This is a genomic window from Streptomyces sp. NPDC024017 (genome assembly GCF_040638895.1).
Taxonomy (GTDB): domain Bacteria; phylum Actinomycetota; class Actinomycetes; order Streptomycetales; family Streptomycetaceae; genus Streptomyces.
In genome coordinates, this window is the sequence record NZ_JBEZYZ010000008.1 from 260,763 (window position 1) to 282,572 (window position 21,810).

15 protein-coding genes and 1 pseudogene are annotated in these 21,810 nt (G+C 68.9%); 12 read left to right on the forward strand and 4 right to left on the reverse strand.

The annotated features are described in order from the left end of the window. Positions 1 to 149 precede the first annotated feature (149 nt). A pseudogene (locus tag AB0G20_RS23200) lies at positions 150 to 352 on the forward strand (aminoglycoside phosphotransferase); the annotation flags it as partial. Between the two features lie 196 nt (positions 353 to 548). On the opposite strand, the gene AB0G20_RS23205 reads toward AB0G20_RS23200, so the two are convergent. Next, a complete protein-coding gene (locus AB0G20_RS23205) occupies positions 549 to 1,640 on the reverse strand; it encodes a lytic polysaccharide monooxygenase (RefSeq protein ID WP_361305450.1) in 1,092 nt (363 codons plus the stop codon). 416 nt (positions 1,641 to 2,056) lie between these two features. Here AB0G20_RS23205 and AB0G20_RS23210 point away from each other — a divergent pair, with 416 nt between their 5' ends. After that, the gene (locus AB0G20_RS23210) at positions 2,057 to 2,335 is read left to right on the forward strand and encodes a hypothetical protein (protein ID WP_361305452.1); all 279 of its coding nucleotides are present in this window, start codon (positions 2,057 to 2,059) and stop codon (positions 2,333 to 2,335) included. Between the two features lie 113 nt (positions 2,336 to 2,448). Beyond that, a complete protein-coding gene (locus AB0G20_RS23215) occupies positions 2,449 to 2,859 on the forward strand; it encodes an MmpS family transport accessory protein (protein WP_361305454.1) in 411 nt (136 codons plus the stop codon). 141 nt (positions 2,860 to 3,000) lie between these two features. Here AB0G20_RS23215 and AB0G20_RS23220 read toward each other — a convergent pair whose 3' ends face one another. After that, complete coding sequence (locus tag AB0G20_RS23220; protein WP_361305456.1) at positions 3,001 to 4,035, reverse strand: acetylxylan esterase; 1,035 nt, start codon at positions 4,033 to 4,035, stop codon at positions 3,001 to 3,003. Between the two features lie 231 nt (positions 4,036 to 4,266). Here AB0G20_RS23220 and AB0G20_RS23225 point away from each other — a divergent pair, with 231 nt between their 5' ends. From AB0G20_RS23225 to AB0G20_RS23245, 5 genes are all read left to right on the forward strand, one after another. Beyond that, positions 4,267 to 5,259 carry an ABC transporter permease subunit gene (locus AB0G20_RS23225; RefSeq protein WP_361305458.1) on the forward strand — a complete coding sequence of 331 codons (993 nt, stop codon included), beginning with the start codon at positions 4,267 to 4,269 and terminating at the stop codon, positions 5,257 to 5,259. Then, the gene (locus AB0G20_RS23230; protein WP_361305460.1) at positions 5,253 to 6,125 is read left to right on the forward strand and encodes a carbohydrate ABC transporter permease; all 873 of its coding nucleotides are present in this window, start codon (positions 5,253 to 5,255) and stop codon (positions 6,123 to 6,125) included. Before AB0G20_RS23225 ends, AB0G20_RS23230 begins: the two co-directional genes overlap by 7 nt. A gap of 47 nt (positions 6,126 to 6,172) precedes the next feature. Next, positions 6,173 to 7,828, forward strand: a complete 1,656-nt coding sequence (locus tag AB0G20_RS23235; protein ID WP_361305462.1) for an extracellular solute-binding protein — start codon at positions 6,173 to 6,175, stop codon at positions 7,826 to 7,828. A gap of 67 nt (positions 7,829 to 7,895) precedes the next feature. Then, positions 7,896 to 8,579, forward strand: coding sequence for a hypothetical protein (locus AB0G20_RS23240; protein ID WP_361305464.1), 684 nt, complete (start codon positions 7,896 to 7,898; stop codon positions 8,577 to 8,579). After that, a complete protein-coding gene (locus AB0G20_RS23245) occupies positions 8,576 to 10,570 on the forward strand; it encodes a beta-galactosidase (RefSeq protein WP_361305466.1) in 1,995 nt (664 codons plus the stop codon). The genes AB0G20_RS23240 and AB0G20_RS23245 overlap by 4 nt, the downstream gene beginning before the upstream one ends. Here AB0G20_RS23245 and AB0G20_RS23250 read toward each other — a convergent pair. After that, entirely contained in the window at positions 10,564 to 12,546 is a 1,983-nt protein-coding gene (locus AB0G20_RS23250; protein ID WP_361305468.1) for an alpha-glucuronidase, read from the reverse strand. The genes AB0G20_RS23245 and AB0G20_RS23250 overlap by 7 nt on opposite strands. Before the next feature lie 20 nt (positions 12,547 to 12,566). Then, entirely contained in the window at positions 12,567 to 16,364 is a 3,798-nt protein-coding gene (locus tag AB0G20_RS23255) for a GH92 family glycosyl hydrolase (protein WP_361305472.1), read from the reverse strand. Positions 16,365 to 16,746: 382 nt separating this feature from the next. Here AB0G20_RS23255 and ngcE point away from each other — a divergent pair, with 382 nt between their 5' ends. The 4 genes from ngcE (at position 16,747) to AB0G20_RS23275 (ending at position 21,705) form a co-directional block, all read left to right on the forward strand. Further along, a complete protein-coding gene (gene ngcE, locus AB0G20_RS23260) occupies positions 16,747 to 18,201 on the forward strand; it encodes an N-acetylglucosamine/diacetylchitobiose ABC transporter substrate-binding protein (protein WP_361305474.1) in 1,455 nt (484 codons plus the stop codon). 42 nt (positions 18,202 to 18,243) lie between these two features. Continuing rightward, complete coding sequence (locus AB0G20_RS23265) at positions 18,244 to 19,170, forward strand: sugar ABC transporter permease (protein WP_361305476.1); 927 nt, start codon at positions 18,244 to 18,246, stop codon at positions 19,168 to 19,170. A gap of 3 nt (positions 19,171 to 19,173) precedes the next feature. Next, positions 19,174 to 20,097 carry a carbohydrate ABC transporter permease gene (locus AB0G20_RS23270; protein WP_361305478.1) on the forward strand — a complete coding sequence of 308 codons (924 nt, stop codon included), beginning with the start codon at positions 19,174 to 19,176 and terminating at the stop codon, positions 20,095 to 20,097. Between the two features lie 396 nt (positions 20,098 to 20,493). Further along, the gene (locus tag AB0G20_RS23275; protein ID WP_185010911.1) at positions 20,494 to 21,705 is read left to right on the forward strand and encodes an ROK family transcriptional regulator; all 1,212 of its coding nucleotides are present in this window, start codon (positions 20,494 to 20,496) and stop codon (positions 21,703 to 21,705) included. The last annotated feature ends 105 nt before the right edge of the window (positions 21,706 to 21,810 follow it).

The following is a 21,810-nucleotide window of genomic DNA, read 5'->3' on the forward strand; positions in this document are numbered from 1 at the left end:
CATGAGCGGCAGGGCACCCACACAACAGAATCGCATACCTGGATAACCACGACATATGGGGACGGCGGGGCCGACTCGAGTCAGCACCGCCGACGGGTTCTGATCACGCAGCCCCGTCTCGGGGCGCCACTCGGCTGACGTGGCGCCGCATGGCCCACCCGGAGACCGAGAGCACCGCGGACCTGGGCCGGGACCTGCTGCGCGACCAGCACCCCGACCTGGTCGATCGCCCCGTGCGGCTCGGTGCGCGCGGCGGGGACGACCGGCTGTGGCGGCCCGGGGACGACCTGGCCGTCATCTGCCCTGGGTGACGCAGTCCGCGGACGCGCTGCTGCGCGAGGAGCACGTCTGGCACCTCCTCATCGGCGAGGCCGGCCCCCCAGGGCCGCCCCGGCGGCACAGCGCCCTGGGGCCCGCCGGCCCGAGCGGCGCTGCACCGCCCGGTCGCGACCGTCGGCAACCAGGGGCGCGGACCCCTGTGGGTGTGGCAGCGCAGGGGGCCCGGTCACCGAGGCTGCGCGGTCACCGGGCCCGCCCGGGGTGACGGTTCAGCCCACCCGGCAGGGCAGACTGCTCGTACTGTCACCCCCAGCCCCGGAGACGACGTAGCCGAACGTGGTGCTCTTGCCTGGCGCGAGCGAGCCGTTCCAGTTGGCGTTGTGGACCATCACCGCCTGGCCGTTGTAGGTCGCGCTGCCGCTCCACAAGCTGTCGACCTTTTGGCCCGCCGGGAGCGTCCAGTCGACCATCCAGCCGAGCATCGGCACCGTGCCGGTGTTGGTGACGGTCACCTCGGACTGGTAGCCGCCGTTCCAGGTGCCGGTCGTCTTACGGGTTGCCGTGCAGGTGCCGGGCACCGGCTCGGACGGGTTGCCCGGCTGCTTGATGCCGGTCACCTCGCCCTTGCCGCCGTCGAAGACGACGTCGGAGCAGGAGTAGAAGGTCTCCTGGCTGTCGGAGCGCTGCCAGACCATGTAGATGATGTGGCGGCCCGACTTGTTGTCGGGGAGCTTGCCGGTCCAGGAGTAGTTGGCCTCGACCGTGCCCGGGGAGCCGTTCAGCGGCGGGTGGTCGACGCTCAGGAAGGGCCGCTCCTCCATGTCGTTCCAGGTGAGCGTCTTGGTCGGGTCGAAGCCGTCCTTGGTGATGTAGACGTAGAACCAACCCGGGTGTGCCGCCCACGCGTTGTACGAGAAGTCGACCGACGCCCCCGAGGTGAGATGGGTGAGCGGCCAGTCCTTGCTGGGCGTGTTGAACCCGGTGAAATTGGTGTTGCCGCCGCTGCACAGTTCGCCGTCCGGTACGAAGCCCCGGGTGCGGCCGGCCCCGTCCGAGCGGAGCACCGAGAACCAGTTGTAGAACGGCGTGGTGCCGCTGACCTGCTGCGCACCTCGGCACGCAGGGTTGACCGGCTTGATCTCACCGGTGTCGGTGAGCCCGTCCTGCCAGCACAGGAACGTGCGGCTGCCGGGCTTCATGGGGGTGCCGTGCGCCTCCGCCTCACCGCCGGCCGTCATGACCAGGCCGATGGCCGGGACGGTGACGAGGAGGGAGAGCAGCACGAGGAAGAGGGCTCTGGCCCGGGTGGGGAGTGCTAATCGGCGCAGCGTGGATCTTCCCGGCTCTGTTGTCAGGATCATGACAGCATCATCCGTTCGTCGGGATGCGGGTCTGCGGATGTGTGTGCGCGGATGCGCGGGATGGGAGCGACTCGCGGGCGGGTTCCGGTCCACCGTGATGGGAGCGCTCCCACCCCGCCTGTTGCGGAAGGTAGCGCTCAGTGGCGCAGATGTAAACGGCTCAGGCGTAAGAGCGCCGGTGGCGATTCCGGCCACTCTGCGGCGGTGGCGCGCATGTCGGGCCGCGCGGCCGCGGTCATCCGCAGGCGTGCCATCCGATGCGCAGGTGCCGGAGCGGGACGCCCCGGCGCCTGCTGACCCGGCGACCGGAACGGCGTGGGGGCCCGTTCGGGTGACGGGCGGCGCGCGCTTCCGTCGAGGTGCTCGCAGACTTCGGATAAGCGGACGGCACGTCAAGCGGAAAGCAGGAGGCGGTCATGGCATGCATGCCGAATGAGGACGTCGAGTTTCACGACGCGATCAAAGAGGTCTTCCGCAGGTATCCGGAGGCGCAGGGCAAGTACGCGCTGTCCAGCCTCGACCTGGAAAACGAGATGAAAATCGACTTCGACGAGAAGGTCGGAGTCTCGCGGATCGAGGGCGACAAGATCATCACCGAATTCAAGGACCGGAAGTCGGTGGTCAGGATGCAGATCTGCTTGAAGTGGAACTTCGACTACACCGAATGCCTTCTCTGGAGAGAGGCGGAGGAGTAAGAAGGCGCCATCGCCTGTGTCCGGCCCAAGAGGTCGCCCCACAGCGGAAGTTGACTTTGATTTCCCTTTGCGGTTGGCTGCGGATCCGACCATCATGATCCGGGGGGATCCCTTTGAACCGCACCATTCGTGCAGCCGTCTGTTCTGTCGCGGTCGCCGGTCTCGCGCTCGGCCTCAGCTCCTGCTCCGAGGCGGTCGACCAGGTCGACAAGGCGGTGAACGAGACCTACGAGGTCACCTACGAGGTCACAGGCAAGAACATCGACTCGATCGACTTCCACGGCGGTCGCGGCAAGGCCATGGAGCCGAAGATCGAATCGGTGTCGAAGCCCGAGCTGCCCTGGAAGAAGACGGTCACGCTGCGCGGCATCATGCCCGCGGCGGTCATGCCGGTCGCCGCGGACCCCGAAGGCTCACAGGTCACCTGCAAGATCATCTACAAGGGCGAGGTGGTCGAGGAGCAGAGCACCGAGGGTCTGGTGACCGCCGGCGGCTGCACCGCGGAGTCCCCGATCGCAAAGTGACCCCGGGGCGGCCCAGGCAGGGTGGCGCAGCCTCCGGGCCGCGCCCTCGGCGTGCCGGCTGACCGTGGGCCGTCGTCCGCGGGACCGGAGCGAGTCCGACCGCACCGGACCGCCCCGCGGCCCGGATGCCTCACTGCGAGGTCAACGCGTCCCGGACGCTGACCGCGACCTCATGCGATCGTCACCCGTTCCGTCCAACACCGTTCGCAGCCACACCAGTTGGCGCCGCACCTGTACCGCGTCGCCGCCCTCGTGCCCGTTGAACGGATAGGCGTGCATCTCCTTGCGGGGGTCCGTGCCGGTCAGTTCGGCATAGCGGTTGAAGGCGGCGTACGCGCCGCTCGGCGGGCACACCGTGTCCCGCAGCCCCGCCCCGAAGTGAGCCGGAGCCTGTGCGCGGCGGGCGAAGGACACACCCTCGACGTAGGAAAGGGTCCGCAGGGCGGCGTGCTCGGCGCCCCGGTGGACGGAGAGGTAGGCGGCGATCTCGCCGTACGGGCCCGCGTCGGTGAGGTCGAGGGCGCGGCGGATGCCGCACAGGAACGGGGCGGTGACCAGGACGGCCGCCAGGTCCGGGACGAGCCCCGCGACCGCCAGGGCCAGCCCTCCGCCCTGGCTGTTGCCGACCGCCACGGTCCGTGCCGGATCCACCCCGGGCAGCGCCCGCACCGCCGCGACCGCGCGCACCGCGTCCGTGATCAGGCGCCGGTAGTGGTAGTCCTCGGCGGCGAGCAGCCCCCGCACCGCCGGCCCGGGCCCGCCCGGCGCTACGGCGTGCGGATCGGGCGTGTCACCGCCGCAGCCGTACTGATCGCCCTGGCCGCGGTTGTCCATGAGCAGATGCGCGTACCCGGCGTTGACCCACGTCAGACGCTCGTGCGGAAGGCCGCGCCCGCGCCCGTACCCGGCGAACTCGACCACAGCGGGCAGCGGTTCCTCCACCCCGGCCGGCCGGCTGAACCACGCCCGCACCGGGTCCCCCGCGAAACCCCGGAACGTCACGTCCCAGGTCCGGGTCAGCCGAAGGCCCGTCTCCACCGGCCGCACCGACACCACCGGGTCCGCCTGCCCGGCCTCCTTCAACGTGCTCAGCCAGAACGCGTCGAAGTCGGCGGGCTCCTCGATGTCCGGGCGGTGACGCTGCAGTTCGGTCAATGGCAGGTCGAACGCGGGCACGGCGGCACCTCGCAGGAGTCGGTGGTCATCCAGAAACTTGCGATGTAGTAGGGCAGTCGGCCCCTGGGGCATACCCAGCTCGGACGGTGTTCCAACGCGCCCCAGGCGTCCCGTCCGAGTGCCGCAGCACCCATTGACAGCGCTTTCTGGTGCCCCTAAGTTGCCGCGAAGTTACCGGTAAGAGCTCGAAAGTTTCGGTTCCGCGTCCCATGCCCACGGGAGGCCCGAGCAATGAGCACGTCCACCACACCGGCCCCGCCGGGCACCCAGGATCAGCCTCCGGCCCGGGCCGCCCCCCGACGCGGCAAGCGGACGCCCGCCCGGACCGGCTGGCGGCGGGCGCTGCGCCGCGACTGGCAGTTGTACTCGCTGGCGATCCTGCCGCTGCTGTTCTTCCTGGTCTTCCGCTATCTGCCGATGATCGGCAACGTGATCGCCTTCCGGCGCTTCGAGCCCGGCGGTTCGATCTTCGGCGAGGAATGGGTGGGCCTGCGCTATGTGCAGATGTTCCTCAGCGACCCCACCTTCTGGCAGGTGTTCCGCAACACCCTGTGGCTGGGCGGACTCACCCTCCTCTTCTGCTTCCCAATCCCGATCGTGCTGGCGCTGCTGCTGAACGAGGTGCGCCGGCGTTCCCTGAAGCGGTTCGTGCAGTCGGTGTCGTACCTCCCGCACTTCCTGTCGATCGTGATCGTCGCGGGCATCACCCTGCAGATGCTGGCGAGCGACGGCCCGGTCAACCACGTCCTCGGCCGGCTCGGGCACGACCCGGTCCGCTTCATCCAGGAACCCGAGTGGTTCCGCACCGTCTACGTCGGCTCGGAGATCTGGCAGACCGCCGGCTGGGGCACGATCCTCTACCTCGCCGCGTTCACCACGATCGACGAGGACCTGTACGAGGCCGCGCGCATCGACGGCGCCAACCGCTGGCAGCAGATCTGGCACGTCACCCTGCCCGGCATCCGCCCCACCATGATCACGCTGCTGATCCTCAACGTCGGCACGTTCATGGCGGTCGGCTTCGAGAAGGTGCTGCTGCTGTACAACCCTCTGACGTATCCGACCGCGGACGTGATCTCGACGTACGTCTACCGCTCCGGCGTCGAGTCCAACAGCTTCAGCTACGCCGCCGCCATCGGCCTGTTCGAGGCGATCATCGGCCTGGTCCTCATCACGTCCGCCAACCAGCTCTCACGCCGCACAGTGGGGACGAGCCTGTGGTGAAGCCGAGCCGCTCCTACCGGGTCTTCCAGGGCGTCAACGCAGTGGTCCTCACCCTCGTCGTGCTGGTGACCCTCTACCCGTTCGTCAACATCCTCGCGCGGTCCTTCAGCGGGGAGCGGCAGATCCGGGCCGGAGAGGTGACCCTGCTGCCCAAGGGGTTCAACCTCACCACGTACGAGATCGTGTTCCAGGACTCGATGTTCTGGCGGAACTACGGCAACACCTTGCTCTACACGGTCGTGGCGACGGCGGTCGCCATGGTCCTGACGACCTGTTACGCCTACGTCCTGTCGAAGAAGCACCTCAAGGGCCGTGGCGCACTCGTCGGCATCGCCGTGTTCACCATGTTCTTCACCGGCGGCCTGATCCCGAACTACATCCTGGTCACCAGCCTCGGCCTGAAGAACAGCGTGTGGGCGATCGCCCTGCCGAACGCGATCAGCGTCTTCAACCTGCTGGTGATGAAGGCGTTCTTCGAGAACCTGCCGACCGACCTGGAGGAGGCCGCGCAGATCGACGGCCTGAGCACCTACGGCATCCTGCTGAGGATCGTGCTGCCGCTGTCCAAGGCGGTCGTGGCGACGATGGTGCTCTTCTACTCGGTGTCCTTCTGGAACTCCTGGTTCAGCGCGTTCCTCTACATGGACCGGACCGAGCTGATGCCGGTCACGGTCTACCTCCGCAACCTCATCCAGGGCGCCACCGGCGGCGGCAACGCCGGTGCCGGAACCGAGCAGCTCAGCCAGGTCGGCGCGAACATCCAGTCGGTGACCATCGTGCTCACCGCCCTGCCGATCCTCTGCGTGTACCCGTTCGTCCAGCGCTACTTCGTCTCGGGCGTGATGCTCGGCGCGGTCAAGGGCTGACCGCCGCACTTCTCTCCTCAACTGGCTTACGGAACAAGGGGGTTCCCGTGAAGAACACAGGACAGCTGTCGCGGCGCCGGATGCTCGCCGCGGCCGGCTTCATCGGTCTCGCCACGGTCACCGGCTGCGGCAGCGGGGACGACGGCGGGGACGGCAAGGACCTGTCGAAGAAGCAGGACGGGGCCATGAAGAACTACCGGGCCGGGCAGCAGTTCAAGGCGTCCCAGCCGCTGTCCTTCTCGGTGCTGCACAACAACAACCCCGTGTACCCGATGAAGAACGGCTGGCTGTTCTGGAAGGAGCTGACCAAGCGCACCGGCGTCACCCTCAAGCCGGTCGACGTCCCGCTGGCCGACTACGAGAAGAAGCGCAGCGTACTCATCGGCGCGGGCGACGCACCCTTCCTGATCCCGAAGACGTACCACCCCTCGGAGGTCGCCTTCGTCTCCTCGGGTGCGATCCTCCCGGTCAGCGACTACGTGAAGCTGATGCCCAACTTCCGCGACAAGGTGCGCAAGTGGAAGCTGGAGCCCGAGCTCGACTCGATCCGCCAGTCCGACGGCAAGTACTACCTGCTGCCCGGCCTGCACGAGAAGGCCAAGTCCGGCTACTCGCTGTCCTTCCGCACGGACGTCCTCGACAAGCACGGCCTCAGCCTGCCCACCACGTGGGACGAGGTCCACGACGTCCTCACGGCGCTCAAGGAGGAGTACCCCGGCAAGTACCCCTGGACCGACCGCTGGAGCACCAACACCCCCTTCCCGTGCGGCGCGTTGTTCAGCTACCTCGGCCAGGCGTACGGGGTCAAGGCGGGCTGGACCTACGACAACATCACCTTCGACGCCGAGGCGCGCAAGTTCGTCTTCAACGGCGCGACGGACGGCTACCGCCGGATGGTCGAGTACCTGAGAAGGATCGTCGCCGAGAAGTTGCTGGACCCGGAGAGCTTCACGCAGCAGGACGACCAGGCGGTGCAGAAGCTGCTGGCCGAGAAGTCCTACGTGATCAGCGCCAACCCGCAGGAGCTGGTGCAGAACTACCGCTACAACCTGGAGAAGCAGGTCGAGGGCGCGAAGATCGAGATGGTGCCGGTCCCGCTCGGCCCGGCCGGCCCCGTCGTGCTCGGCGGCACCCGCCTGGAGAACGGCGTCATGGTCTCCAGCAAGGCCCTCAAGAGTGACGACTTCGTCGCGATGATGCAGTTCCTCGACTGGCTCTGGTACTCGGACGAGGGCCAGAAGTTCTGCAAGTGGGGCGTCGAGGGCGTCACCTACACCCGGTCCGGCGGCCGGTTCCGGCTGAAGCCCGGCATCTCGCTCATGGGCTCCGACCCCGACGCGGCGAAGGACCTCCAGAAGGACTACGGCTTCTTCAACGGCGTCTTCACCTACGGCGGCAGCTGGGACCTGGTCTCCTCCTCGTTCAGCCCGGACGAGAAGAAGTTCCAGGACGCCATGGCCCAGCGCCGGCAACTGCCCATCGACCCGGCCCATCCCCTCCAGTCCTTCGAGCAGGAGCAGGCGACCCTCTGGGACACCCCGCTCAAGGACCACGTCATCCAGAACACCCTCCAGTTCGTCCTCGGCAAGCGCCCGCTGTCCCAGTGGGACGCCTACCTCGCCGAGCTGAAGTCGAAGAACATGCAGCAACTCGTCGACCTGCACAACAAGGCGTACGAGCGGTTCGAGAAGGAGAACGGGTGATCCGCGTCCCCGGCCCGCGGGGCGGCCGACTCGCCGGAGGGCCGCAGCTGCTCGGCGGGGAGGCGGCATGAGCACCGTACGCACCTCCGACTTCGGCACCGGAACCCTCTCCCGCGCCTCCGCGCTGATCCACACCCTCCTGACGGTCGAGGCACTGCTCCTCCTCGCCGCCTCCCCGGGACTGGCCGGACTGCTCCTGCTCGGCCCCGACCCCACGAACCTCCCCCTCGCGGCCCTGTGCCTGCTGCCCCTCGGACCGGCCCTGTCCGCCGCGCTCTACGCCCTGCACCACCGCAGCCGCGACCTCACCGAACTGCACCCGGCCCGCGCCTACCTGCGCGGCTGGCGGCTCAACGCCGTACCGGCCCTGAAGCTCTGGACACCCCTGCTGTCCTGGCTGACGGTCATCGCCTTCACCCTCACGCACTTCTCCGCCACCGGACTGCCCGGCTGGTGGGCGCTGCTGCTCGCGGCGATCGGCGCCGGCTCGCTCCTGTGGGGCGCGCACGCCCTCGTCCTCACCTCGCTCTTCGCCTTCCGCGCCCGGGACACCGCCCGCCTCGCCGCGTACTTCCTGTTCCGGCACGGCCGGGCCACCCTCGCCGCCGCCTCCCTGCTGGTCCTGACGGCCGCGTCGGCAGCCCTGCTGACCGAGGCCCTGCCCGCCCTGCTGGCCGCCCCGCTGCTGCTGTCCCTGCTGCACGGCAGCCGCCCGGTGATCGCCGAGACGCAGAAGGACTTCACGGCATGACACACAAGATCCGCTACGGCGGCGACTACAACCCCGAGCAGTGGCCGCAGGAGGTCTGGGACGAGGACCACCGCCTGTTCACCCGGGCCGGCATCGACACCCTCACCGTCGGTGTCTTCACCTGGTCGCTCACCCAACCCGCCCCGGACACCTACGACTTCACGATCCTGGACCGCATCATGGACCGGGCCGCCGCCGAGGGACGCCAGGTCTGCCTGGCCACCGGCACCGCCGCCCTCCCGCCCTGGCTCGCCAAGCGGCACCCCGAGGTCAACCGCACCGACTTCGAGGGCCGCCGCCACCGCTACGGCCAGCGCCACACCTTCTGCCCCAGCTCACCGGCGTACCGCGAACACGCCACCGCGGTGGCCGCCCGCCTCGCGGAACGCTACTGCGGCCACCCGGCCCTGCTCGCCTGGCACATCAACAACGAGTACGGCGGCGCCTGTTACTGCGACCGGTGCGCCGAGGCGTTCCGGGAGTGGCTCCGGGACCGGCACGGCACCCTCGACGCCCTCAACGACGCCTGGTGGACCACCTTCTGGTCCCACCGCTACACCGACTGGGACCAGATCGAGCCGCCGAACGCCCTCACCGAGCACTGGCGCGGCCCCGACCACACCGCCTTCCAGGGCATCACCCTCGACTACCTCCGCTTCACCACCGACGCCCTCCTCGGCTGTTTCCTGGCCGAGAAGGAGGTGATCCGCGCCCACGACCGGGACACGCCCGTCACCACCAACTTCATGGGCACCTTTCGCCCCCTCGACTACCACCGCTGGGCGCCCCACCTGGACTTCGCCTCCTGGGACAACTACCCGCCCCTCGACGCCCCGCCGACCCGGGCCGCCCTCGCCCACGACCTGATGCGCGGCCTGAAGGACGGCGCTCCCTTCTGGCTGATGGAGCAGACCCCGTCCACGACGGCCTGCCGCGACGTCAACCCGCTCCGGCGGCCCGGCGAACTCCGTCTCGCCACCTTCCAGGCGATCGCCCACGGAGCGGACGCCGCCCTCTACTTCCAGCTGCGCGCCTCCCGGGGCGCCTGCGAGAAGTACCACGGGGCCGTCATCGGCCACGCGGGCCGCGACGACACCCGCGTCTTCCGCGAAGTCGCCGAGCTGGGAGGGGAACTGGAGTCGCTGGGCGACCGGACACTCGGCGCCCGTACCCCTGCCCGCGCCGCCCTCCTCTTCGACTGGGACAGCTGGTGGGCCCTGGAGATCTCCGACGGCCCGTCCCGGCTGGTGAAGTACCCGGACGTGGTCCACGCCTACTACCGGGCCGCCCGCGAGGCCGGAGCCGACCTGGACGTGATCCCCCAGTCCGCCGACCTCACCCCCTACGACGTGGTCCTCGCCCCCGCCCTGCACATGGTCAAGGGCGACCTCGCCTACCGCCTCGAAGCCGTGGCGGCCCGCGGCGGCACGGTCCTGACCACCTTCCTCTCCGGCCGCGTCGACGAACACGACCGGGCCTTCCTCACCGACGTCCCCGGCCCGCTGGCGCCCCTCATGGGCATCCGCGTGGACGAATGGGACGCCCGCCCACCGGAGTTCACCCAGACCGTTCCCGAGCTGGGGGTGAAGGCCCGGCTCGTCTTCGAGATCGTGCTTCCACGCGGCGCAGAACCGGTCGCCACCTACGGCACCGACTTCTACGCGGGCACCCCGGCGGTGACCCGCAACAGGTTCGGCTCCGGCGAGGCCTGGTACGTCGCCACCGCCCTCGACCAGCCGGGCGTAGACCAGGTCGTCCGCCGGATCCTGACCGGCCACGACCTGCTCGGCCCCTACGCAGACCACCCGGCGGTGGAGACCGCCACCCGGGTCGCCCCCGACGGCACCCGCCTGCTCTTCCTCCTCAACCACGCCCCCGAACCGGCCCGTCCGACCGCCCACGCCACGGCCACCGACCTGCTCACCGGCAAGCGGGTGGAGCAGGGCGACCCCCTGGTCCTCGACCCGCTGGGCGTCGCGATCCTTCAGTAGATCTCCCGCCCCCGCCCGTCCGGGACCCCGGACTTGCGGAAGAAGTAGCTGTTGACCTGGTCGCGCCAGTCGCGGGCACTGCGGAGCTGCTCCTCGTAGCGCTCCGCCACCCGGGCATGGCGCGCCGGGTCCACCAGCCCGGCCAGCGAGGCCCACGCCGCCCGGGCCTCCTCGACCTCCTCGACACCCTCGAAGTGCGTGTCGTAGATGTGCTGGATCACGGTCTTCCCGCTCTTCAGCACATGCCCGTACGGCACATGGTGGAAGAACAGCAGCAGCTCGTCGGGACAGCTGTCCGGCGACTCGTAGAGCCCGGCCCACGGCTTGCCGTACTGCCCGGCGTACCCCGTACCGCTCGCCGCACCACGGTCGACGCCCACCCCGTCCCGGTCGGCGAAGTGGTACGTGCCCCACGGGCTGTACTCGTACCCGTCCACGCTCGGCCCGTAGTGATGCCCCGGCTGCACCATGAAACCCACGCCCAGGGGAGCGGTGTACTTCTCGTACGTCCGCCACGAGCCGTCGAGCACGGCGTGCAGCCCGCCGGCCAGCTGCGGCGGGGCGTCCGGGAAGCTGAGCCCGATCCACTCGTCGAGCACCGCGTGCGGCTCGGCGTCCGGCTGCCAGGCCAGCCGGCCGAAGGTGTACAGGTTGGCCTGCGCCAGCGGATGCCCCGTCCAGAACGGGTCGTCACCGACGTTCGACACGCCCACCAGCCCGCCCCGCGCCAACGCACCGACGGACAGCTCGGGTTGGGGCCGGAACCGCAGCACCTCGCTCCACATCGGCCCCAGCCAGCACACATGCCGCTGCTGCCCGGTGTACTCCTGCGTGGCCTGCAGCTCCACCGCGAGCCGGGTCCGCGGCATCGCCCCGATCAGCGGCGAGACCGGCTCACGCACCTGGAAGTCCATCGGGCCGTGCTTCACCTGGAGAACGGCGTTGTCCGCGAACTCCCCGTCCAGCGGCACGAAATGGTCGTACGCGGCCCGGGCCCGGTCGGTCGTGCGGTCCCGCCAGTCCTGGCGGTGGTCGTAGACGAACGCCCGCCAGTGCACCGTGCCGCCGAACGGCTCCAGCGCCGCGGCCAGCAGATTCGCCCCCTCGGCGTGACTGCGGCCGTACGCGAACGGCCCCGGCTGCCCCTCCGAGTCGGCCTTCACCACGTACCCGCCGAAGTCGGGTATCGCCTCGTACACCCGCCGCGTCGCCACCGCCCACCAGTCGCGCACCGCCTCGTCCAGCGGATCGGCCGTGGGCAGCCCGCCCAGCGTGATCGGGGCGGCGAAGGAGACCGACAGGTGGGTGCGGATGCCGTAGGGCCGCAACACCCGGGCGATCTCCGCCACTTCACCGATGCGGTCGGTCAGCAGACGCGCCTCGGTCGCGTGCACATTGACGTTGTTCACGGAGAGCGCGTTGATCCCGCACGCCGCGAGCAGCCTGCCGTACGCCCGCACCCGGTCGAGTTCGCCCCGAGCCCTCCCGTCCTCCCAGAACAGCGAGCCGCCCGCGTACCCGCGCTCCACCTGGCCCATGACCGGGTGCACGGCCACGTTGTCCCAGTGATCGAGCATGCGCAGGGCGAGCGAGGGGCGATGGATCTCCCGCGCCCACTCCCCGGTGAAGGCCGCCGCCCCGAGCCGGACGACGTGGAACAGGCCGTACAGCAGCCCGCGTCCGCCGGAGGCGGTGACCGTCGTCGTGCCGCCCTCGCGCGCCGAGGCGAAGCCCTCGTCGCCGAGGTCGTCGGCACCGAGGCCGAGGACCAGGTCGTACGCGCCGTCCGGCACGGCGTCCCGCACGACCCGGCCCCCGAACCTCCGGCAGGCCTCGGCCATCTCCCCGTGCACCGTCTCCACCAGCGGACCCGATCCCCGGATCAGCGTCCGCCGGCTGCCGACCGCCCGGAAGGCGGCGGGCGGCAGCCAGGCCGGGTCGACACCCTCGGGCAGGACGGGCACGGGAAGCGGCATCGGACCCCCAACTCGGCTGCTCAGGAGAGCAGTTCGACCTCCGCCAGGGTGGCCTCGCCGTCGAGGACCAGGCGGTACTTCTCGTACGTACCCGGCGACCTCACGGAGAACGCGCGGGTCTGCCTGTCCCAGGCGAAGGACTCACCGGAGCGCCGGTCCAGCGTCCGCCAGTCCGTGCCGTCGGAGGAGCCCTGGAGCGTCCACCCCGCCGGTGCCTTCGTCCGGTCCGCCGACGAGGTCAGCGTGTACTGCACCGCCTCGGCGCCCTTGGAGACGGGCAAGTCCACGGAGGTCACCGCCGCGTCCGTCGCAGAGGTGTCGTCGAACAGGGCGCCGTCACCCTTCAGCACGTCCGCGCGCGGCGCCGGCACCTCGTCGTCGCGGGTGATCGACACGGGCGCCGCGGGCCCGCCCGTGCCCCAGGACGACGGCCGCGCGCCCATGTCGAAGTCCAGGACACCGCCGCCGGCGACCAGCGAGTGCGGCAGGGAGGTCTTCGTCCAGGTCCGGCCGTTGACCTTCAGCCCCTGCACGTACACGTTCTTCGCGCTGTTCCGGGGCGCCCTCACCACCAGCTCGCGCCCGTTCTCCAGATGCACGGTCGCCTTCGTGAACAGGGGAGAGCCGATCGCGTACTCGCCGCTGCCCATCACCAGCGGATAGAAGCCGAGCGCGGAGAACAGGAACCAGGCCGACTGCTCGCCGTTGTCCTCGTCGCCGTGGTAGCCCTGCCCGATCGCGCTGCCCGTGTACAGCCGGGACAGCACCTCGCGGACGTTCTTCTGCGCCTTCCAGGGCTGTCCGGCCGCGTCGTACATGTAGATCGCGTGGTGGGCGACCTGGTTGGAGTGCCCGTACATGCCCATCCGCACGTCCCGCGCCTCGGTCATCTCGTGGATGACACCGCCGTAGGAGCCGACGAACTCGGGGGAGGCCGTCTCCGGGGTGGAGAAGTACTCGTCGAGCTTGTCGCCGAGCCCCTTCCGGCCGCCGTACAGGTTCGCCAGGCCCCGGCTGTCCTGCGGTGCGGTGAAGGCGTACCCCCAGCCGTTGGTCTCGGTGTAGTCGTGGCCCCAGACACGCGGGTCGTACTTCGAGGACTCGACCCGCCAGTCGCCCTTGGCGTCCTTGCCCTGGAAGAACCCGGCCTTCGCGTCGAAGAGGTTCACATAGTCCCGGGCCCGGTTCAGGAAGTACTCCGACTCCTCCTTGTAGCGCCGCTCGCCGGTCTCCTCGTAGAGCTTTCGGCCCATGCGGGAGATGCCGTAGTCGTTGAGGTAGCCCTCCAGCGCCCAGGACAGGCCCTCGTGGGTCTCGGTGCTGGTGTAGCCGAGGAAGGGTGAGGTGGCCATGCCCTTGCGGCCGACACCCGAGTTCGGCGGCACGACCGTCGCGTTCTTCACGGCAGCGTCGTACGCCGCCTTCGCGTCGAAGTCGACGCCCTTGACGTACGCGTCGGCGAACGCCACGTCCGACGACGTGCCCGTCATGAGGTCCGCGTAGCCGGGGGACGACCAGCGCGAGGTCCAGCCGCCGTCCTTGTACTGCTGCACGAACCCGTCGACCAGCTCACCCGCCCGGGACGGAGTCAGCAACGAGTACGCCGGCCAGGTCGTCCGGTAGGTGTCCCAGAAGCCGTTGTTGACGTACACCTTGCCGTCGACGATCTTCGCGCCGGTGTGCGTCGGGGTGTCCGGCTTCGGCATGGGGGAGAAGGGCGAGGCGTACTGGTGCTTCCCGCCCACCTTCTCGAAACCGGAGTTCGGGTACAGGTACAGCCGGTACAGGCTGGAGTACAGCGTCGTCAGCTGGTCGGGTGTCGCGCCCTCGACCTCGACCTTGCCGAGCAGCCGGTCCCACTGCCGCTGGGCGCTCTTCTTCACCGCCTCGAAGGACCTGCCCTCCGGGATCTCCTGGCGGAGGTTGTCCTTGGCCTGGTCGATGCTGATCAGCGAGGTCGCCAGACGCAGGGTGACGGTCCGGTCGTCGGTCTCGAAGCGGAGGTAGCCCTTGACCCCGGCGGCGTCCGACTCGGTCGCCGGTTTGTCGAACTCGCCGTAGACGAACAGCCGGGTCGCGCCGGTCGACAGGCCGGACTTCACGTCCGAGTAGCCGGTGACGACCCCGTTGTCCTTGTCGAGCGTCAGGCCCGCCTGGTCCGTCACGTTGTCGAAGAGGACGCTCGCGTCATCGCCCGGGTAGGTGAAGCGCAGCGCCGCCGCATGGTCGGTCGGTGCCATCTCGGCCTTCAGGCCGTTCTCGAAGCGCACCCCGTAGTAGTAGGGCCGCGCGGTCTCGTTCTCGTGCCGGAAGGCCAGCTCCCGGGCCTCCCGGCCCAGGTCCGGAGTGCCGGCGGCGACGGACGGCATCACCTGGAAGGTCTGCCGGTCGCCCATCCAGGGGCTCGGCTCGTGGCTCGCGCTGAACGCCTGGATCGTCGGCAGGTTGTCCGCGTTGTTCGCACGTGCGTAGTCGTACAGCCAGCTGAGCGAGCCCGCGTTGGTCACCGGCGTCCAGAAGTTGAACCCGTGCGGCACCGCCGTCGCCGGGAAGTTGTTGCCCCGCGAGAAGCCGCCGCTGGAGTTGGTGCCGCGGGTCGTCACCGCGTAGTCCGACAGGTGCGCCTTCGGCCGCTCGGGGGCGACGGACTCGATGGTCACGTCGTCCAGCCAGCCCCGGAACTTCGACGGCCCCTCGGGGGAGTCGTACGCCACCAGGATCCGGTCCACGGTCTTCCCGGCCGCCACCGACCCGATCCGCGAGGCCACGTCGTTCCACTGGTTGACGTAGAGGATCTTCGCAGCGCCCTGCCCCTGCGGGGTCAGCGGGAAGCCGTGCTCGTCGGTGGCGCGCAGGTCGCTCAGCTGGGTGCCGTCGGTGAAGGCGAGGTCGACGGAGACGTTCGTGGCGTCGTAGTCGAGGTCGCCGTCCGCCATCGACGGGAAGATCCGGTAGGCCAGCCGCGTGTTCCGGCCGACGGCCACGTTCACGTCGAAGACCTTGTTGTACGAGTACGCCCGCCCGTCGGCGGTGTGGCGGCCGGCGTAACGCAGGGCACGCTTTCCGGTGAACCCGGCGCCCGCCTTGGCGGTGGGGGAGCCGCTCGGGCCGCGGTCGACCAGGGAGAGCATGTCCTGCGGGACGGGCCCGTCAGTGCCGCCGGTGGACAGTTGGAGGTCGGCGAGCTGGAGGATGTCGCCGCCGTTGTTCGCGGTGACGTCCAGCCGGAAGTGCCGGTACTCGCCCGGTTCGGCCAGGTCGTACGTCTTCGTCTGGAACCGCTCGGAGAAGGACTCGCCGGAGCGGCTGTCGAGGGTCTTCCAGTCCTTGCCGTCGGCAGAGCCCTTCAGGGTCCAGTCCTTGGGGTCGCGCTCGTCGTGGTCGTTGGCGGACGTCAGCGCGTAACGCGCCAGTTTGACTGGTTTGTCCAAGTCGAACTCGGCCCAGCCGGTGGGCTCGAAGGCGAGCCACTTGGTGCTCGGCTCGCCGTCGACGAGATTCTCCTTCACCTCGCCGCCGCCCGTGTTCTCGGCGCCCGCCCGGACATCCGTCACACGGTCCGTCACATTGCCCGGTATGCCACTGCTGTAGCCGCCGTCGACACCCGAGGCCCGTTTGCCGCCGTCGGGGGCGGTGTCGACGGTGTTCAGCCAGTCCGGAACCGGGTCGTCCGCCTCAAACGAGGACGCGAACTTCCGGTCGGGGCTCTCGGGGGCTTCGGGCAGTGCGACCGCAACGCCCTGTGAGCCCAGGGCCAAAGCGAAGGCGGTCGCCGACACGACCGCCGATCCCCATCTGTGCCGAGCTTTCCGCTGCATCAACGGGTACCCTCCCTGCGCAGTGGACAACGTTGTCACCTTCGATGCGCAAGGACCAGTAGTTGCCCAAGTGGTGCGGAGTGTCAAGGGTGTTGCGTGTGGCATTCGGGCGCGGCGGCCGGGATATTTCCGGCGGAGAACCCACAGGCCGCTCATACTTCCGCGAGGTCTCAACTCGGATAAGACCCACGGCCAACCTTGTGTTCGATCTTGATCCGCTGGCGGGAAGTGGACTATACCTGTCGGACGCTTCACACGATCCGCACGTCAGCGCCCGCACGTCACCACCCGCACTTTCCTGCACGACCCAGCGTGACCCGATCGCGGTGCCGGGAAGGATCCGGTTCACCGCCTGAGTCCTGGAGAAGGCGAGGACTTGAGCATGGGATCCACTTCCGCCGAGAACCACGGCACCGAAGGTGTCGGCCGCCGTGATCTGATCAAAAGGTCTGCCGCGCTCGGGCTGATCTCCGTCCCCACCATGAGTTTCCTGACCGCCTGCGCCAGCAGTGGCGGCGACGACAGCGGGGACAAGGCCAAGGCCGGCAAGAAGACCGCGAAGAACCCGCTCGCCGTCAACGACACGGCCAATATGGAATTCGTCCTGTTCGACGGCGGCTTCGGCAAGGAGTACGCCGAGGACGCCGTGAAGATCTACGAGAAGAACTTCCCCAAGGTCAAGGTGAAGTTCTCCGCCACCCAGAAGATCCAGTCCACGCTCCAGCCCCGCTTCAACCAGGGCACCCCGCCGGACCTCATCGACAACTCCGGCGCCGAGCAGATGGACATGGGCGTCCTGGTCGGCAAGAACCAGCTCACCGACCTCACCCCGCTGCTGGACGCGCCCTCCTACGACGACCCGGGCAAGAAGGTCCGCGACACGCTGCGCCCAGGCATCGTGGAGATGGGCCAGTTCGACGGCGAGAAGGTCTGGATCCTGTACTACGCCTACACCGTGTACGGCGTCTGGTACTCGCAGAAGGCCCTGGACTCGCTCGACGAGCAGTACCCCGAGACCTGGGACCAGATGCTCGCGGTCTGCGCCAAGGCCAAGAAGAAGGGCATGGCGGGCTGGACGTACGCGGGCAAATACCCGTACTACCTCCCCTTCTCGCTCTACCCGATGATCGGCAAGGTCGGCGGCCGCGAGGTCCTCGACGCGATCGACAACCTGGAGCCGAACGCCTGGAAGCACCCGGCCGTCAAGGCCTGCTTCGACGCGTACTACGAGCTCTACAAGAAGGGCTACGTCCTCAAGGGCACCCCGGGCCTGGACCACATCCAGTCGCAGACCGCGTGGGCCGAGGGCAAGGCGCTGTTCATCCCGAACGGCTCCTGGGTGGAGAACGAGTCGGCCAACGTCATCCCGGAGGACTTCGACCTGGCCGTCTCCGCGCCCACCGGCCTCGACTCCTCCGACAAGCTGCCCTTCGGCACCATCTGGGCCTCCGGCGGCGAGCCGTTCATCGTCCCGGCCAAGGCCAAGAACGCCGCCGGCGGCATGGAACAACTGCGCATCATGCTCAGCGAGGCCTCCTCGAAGAACTTCACCGGCAAGGTGAAGTCGCTGACCGCGTACAACGGCGGCACCGACGGCGTCGCCCTCACCCCCGGCCTGAAATCGGGTGTCGCGGCGCTGGACAAGGCCGGCGAGAACGTGGTGAACCCCCGTCTCCAGGACTGGTACGTGCAGTTGCAGAAGGAGAAGATCGGGGTGTCCGGTCTGGGCGAGATGATGGCCGGCCGCCTCACCCCGGCCGAGGCCATCAAAAAGATCCAGGGCTTTGCCGACGAGGCGGCCAAGGACTCCTCCATCAAGCACTACAAGCACCAGTAACGGCACCGGAAACCCGATTTCCGCAACGGCACCGGAGTGGCGATGCAGCACGGCAAGTACCGGTTCATCGTGGGCTTCCTCGCGTTGCCCCTGGGACTGTACGCGCTCTTCGTGGTCTGGCCGTTCATCCAGTCCATCTATTACTCGTTCACGGACTGGACCGGCCTGAGCCCCGAATTCAAGATGGTCGGTTTCGACAACTACAGCCGCATGCTCGACGACGACATCTTCTGGAAGTCGTTGCAGCACAGCCTGCTGTTCGCCCTCCTGCTGCCGGTGGTGACGATCAGCCTCGCGCTGTTCTTCGCCTTCATGATCAATGTGGGCGGCAGAAAGAGAAGGAACGGCCCGGTGGTCACCGGTGTCCGAGGCTCCTCGTTCTACAAAATCGTCTACTTCTTCCCACAGGTCCTCTCGATCGCCATCGTCGCGCTGCTGTTCGCGTTCGCGTACAACCCGGACAGCGGCGCGATCAACTCGCTCCTGCGCGGCATCGGCCTGGGTGACGTCCAGCCCCTGTGGCTGGGCGACCCCGACCTGGCGCTGTGGGCCGTGATGGGGGTCCTCGTCTGGTCCACGGTCGGCTTCTTCGTGGTCCTCTTCTCCGCAGGCATGGCCTCCATCCCGGGGGAGATGTACGAGGCCGCGCTCCTGGACGGCGCGAACCGCGTCACCACCTTCTTCCGGATCACCCTGCCCCTGCTGTGGGACACCGTGCAGTCCGGCTGGGTCTACATGGGCATCCTCGCCCTGGGCGCCGAGTCGTTCGCGGTCGTGCAGATCATGACGACCGGGCCGGGCGGTCCCGACTACTCGACCACCGTCATGGTCCTGTACGTGTACCAGAAGGCGTTCCGTGACGGGCAGGCCGCCTACGCCACCACCATCGGTGTCGCCCTGCTCGTCGTCACGCTGGCCTTCGCCGCCGTGGTGATGCGGCTGGGCCGTCGCGAGCGGCTGGAGTACTGATCGATGAAGACGACCGAAACCCCCGCTCCCCTCCCGGCCGAGTCCGGCGCCCCCCTCACGAAAACCGACGTCCCACCGCCCGCACCCGTGAAGGAGAAGAAGGAGGGCAGGGTCCTCAACGTCTTCTCCCACGGCGTCCTGGTCATCTGGGCGATCATGGTGGTCCTGCCGCTGCTCTGGGCGGTCATGACGTCCTTCAAGGACGACCGCTCCATCTTCAGCTCCCCCTGGTCGCTCCCGGATTCCCTGCACTTCGACAACTGGTCGCGGGCGTGGACCCAGGCCAACATGAGCGACTACTTCCTCAACACGGTCCTCGTGGTGGGCGGTTCACTCATCGGCACCCTGGTCCTGGGCTCCATGGCGGCCTACGTCCTGGCCCGCTTCGACTTCCCGGGCAACCGCTTCATCTACTACCTGTTCATCGGCGGCATGAGCTTCCCGATCATGCTCGCGCTGGTCCCGCTGTTCTATGTCGTGAACAACATGGGCCTGCTGAACACCATCCACGGCCTGATCCTGGTCTACATCGCCTACTCGTTGCCGTTCACGGTGTTCTTCCTGACGGCGTTCTTCCGCACCCTGCCCAGCTCGGTGGCGGAGGCGGCGTTCGTCGACGGCGCGTCCCACAGCCGCACGTTCTTCCAGATCATGCTCCCCATGGCCAAGCCGGGCCTGATCAGCGTCGGCATCTTCAACTTCCTGGGCCAGTGGAACCAGTACATGCTCCCGACGGTCCTCAACACTGACCCCGACAAGCGGGTCCTCACCCAGGGCCTGGTCCAGCTGGCGGTGAGCCAGGGCTACAAGGGCGACTGGTCTGGCCTCTTCGCGGGCCTGGTGATGGCCATGCTGCCGGTCCTGGCGGCGTACATCATCTTCCAGCGGCAGGTGGTGCAGGGTCTGACGGCTGGTGCGCTGAAGTAGCCCGAGCCGGCGGGGCTGGGGCGGGTGGGTGCGCAGCTCGGGCAGAGCGCACCCGCACCCGCGTACGGCGAGCAGGGGACGTGTCGGGGGGTGTCCGCCCGCAGCGGTTGGCGCGTCGACGCCAGTCAGTCGGTGAACAAGCCCATCGCGCCGTTCCGAGGACGGACACCCCCCGGCGCGGCCCCGACCCACCACCGGCGGGGGGCTACGCGTACCCCTGAGCAGCCGCGCAGGCAGAAAGCGCGTACCCCCACATAGCGCTCCGCGACGGCCCGCGCACACCCCGGAATCAGTTCAACCTCTTGACGGGAGGCAACCCGAACGGCTCAGCTTAGAGTTCACTAGTTGGACATAGACGGGGTCTCATCGAAGCGGCCCCGTGCGCAGGAGGTCGTCGTGGAGACTCCGGGGTCGCAGTCATCGCTGCACCGAGCCAACCTGGAGCGGGTCGTACGTGCCGTGCGCCTGGCGGGCTCCCTCACCCAGGCCGAGATCGCGCGGACCACAGGTCTGTCCGCGGCGACGGTCTCCAACATCGTGCGGGAGTTGAAGGACGGCGGCACCGTCGAGGTCACACCGACCTCCGCCGGCGGCCGCAGGGCCCGCAGCGTGTCGCTGAGCGGCGACGCCGGCATCGTGATCGGCGTCGACTTCGGCCACACCCATCTCCGTGTCGCCATCGGCAACCTCGCCCACCAGGTGCTCGCCGAGGAATCCGAGCCCCTGGACGTGGACGCCTCGTCCACCCAGGGCTTCGACCGCGCGGAACAGCTGGTCACCCGCCTGATCGAGGCCACCGGCGTCGACCGCTCCAAGATCGCCGGCGTCGGGCTCGGCGTCCCCGGCCCCATCGACGTCGAGTCCGGCACCCTCGGCTCGACCGCGATCCTCCCCGGCTGGACCGGCACCAAGCCCGCCGAGGAGCTGCGCGGCCGCCTCGGCGTCCCCGTGCACGTGGACAACGACGCCAACCTCGGCGCCCTCGGCGAGATGGTCTGGGGCAGCGGCCGGGGCGTCCGCGACCTGGCCTACATCAAGGTGGCCAGCGGCGTCGGCGCCGGCCTGGTGATCAGCGGAAAGATCTACCGCGGCCCTGGCGGCACTGCCGGAGAAATCGGACATATTACACTCGACGAATCCGGCCCGGTCTGCCGCTGCGGCAACCGCGGCTGCCTGGAGACCTTCGCGGCCGCGCGCTACGTGCTCCCGCTGCTCCAGTCCAGTCACGGCACCGACCTGACCATGGAAGGCGTCGTACGGCTCGCCAGGGACGGAGACCCGGGCTGCCGTCGGGTGATCGCCGACGTCGGCCGCCACATCGGCAGTGGAGTGGCCAATCTCTGCAACCTGCTGAACCCGAGCCGTGTGGTCCTCGGTGGTGATCTCGCCGAGGCCGGTGAGCTGGTGCTCGGGCCGATCCGGGAGTCCGTCGGCCGCTACGCCATCCCCAGTGCGGCACGCCAGTTGTCCGTTCTCCCCGGTGCCCTCGGCGGCCGTGCGGAAGTGCTCGGAGCGCTCGCTCTCGCCCTCAGTGAGATGGGTGATTCGACCCTTTTGGACGGCACTGCTCCAGGGGCACTGCAGGCAGTCACCCCTGCCTTCACTTAGAGAACGGATGGCACCGTTGCCATCTCGTTAAGGATTTACTTCTTGACGTCGCACGTGTGGCCGAGTTGACTTCCAGCCACCTCGGCCGCAATGTCGCGGCCTCGT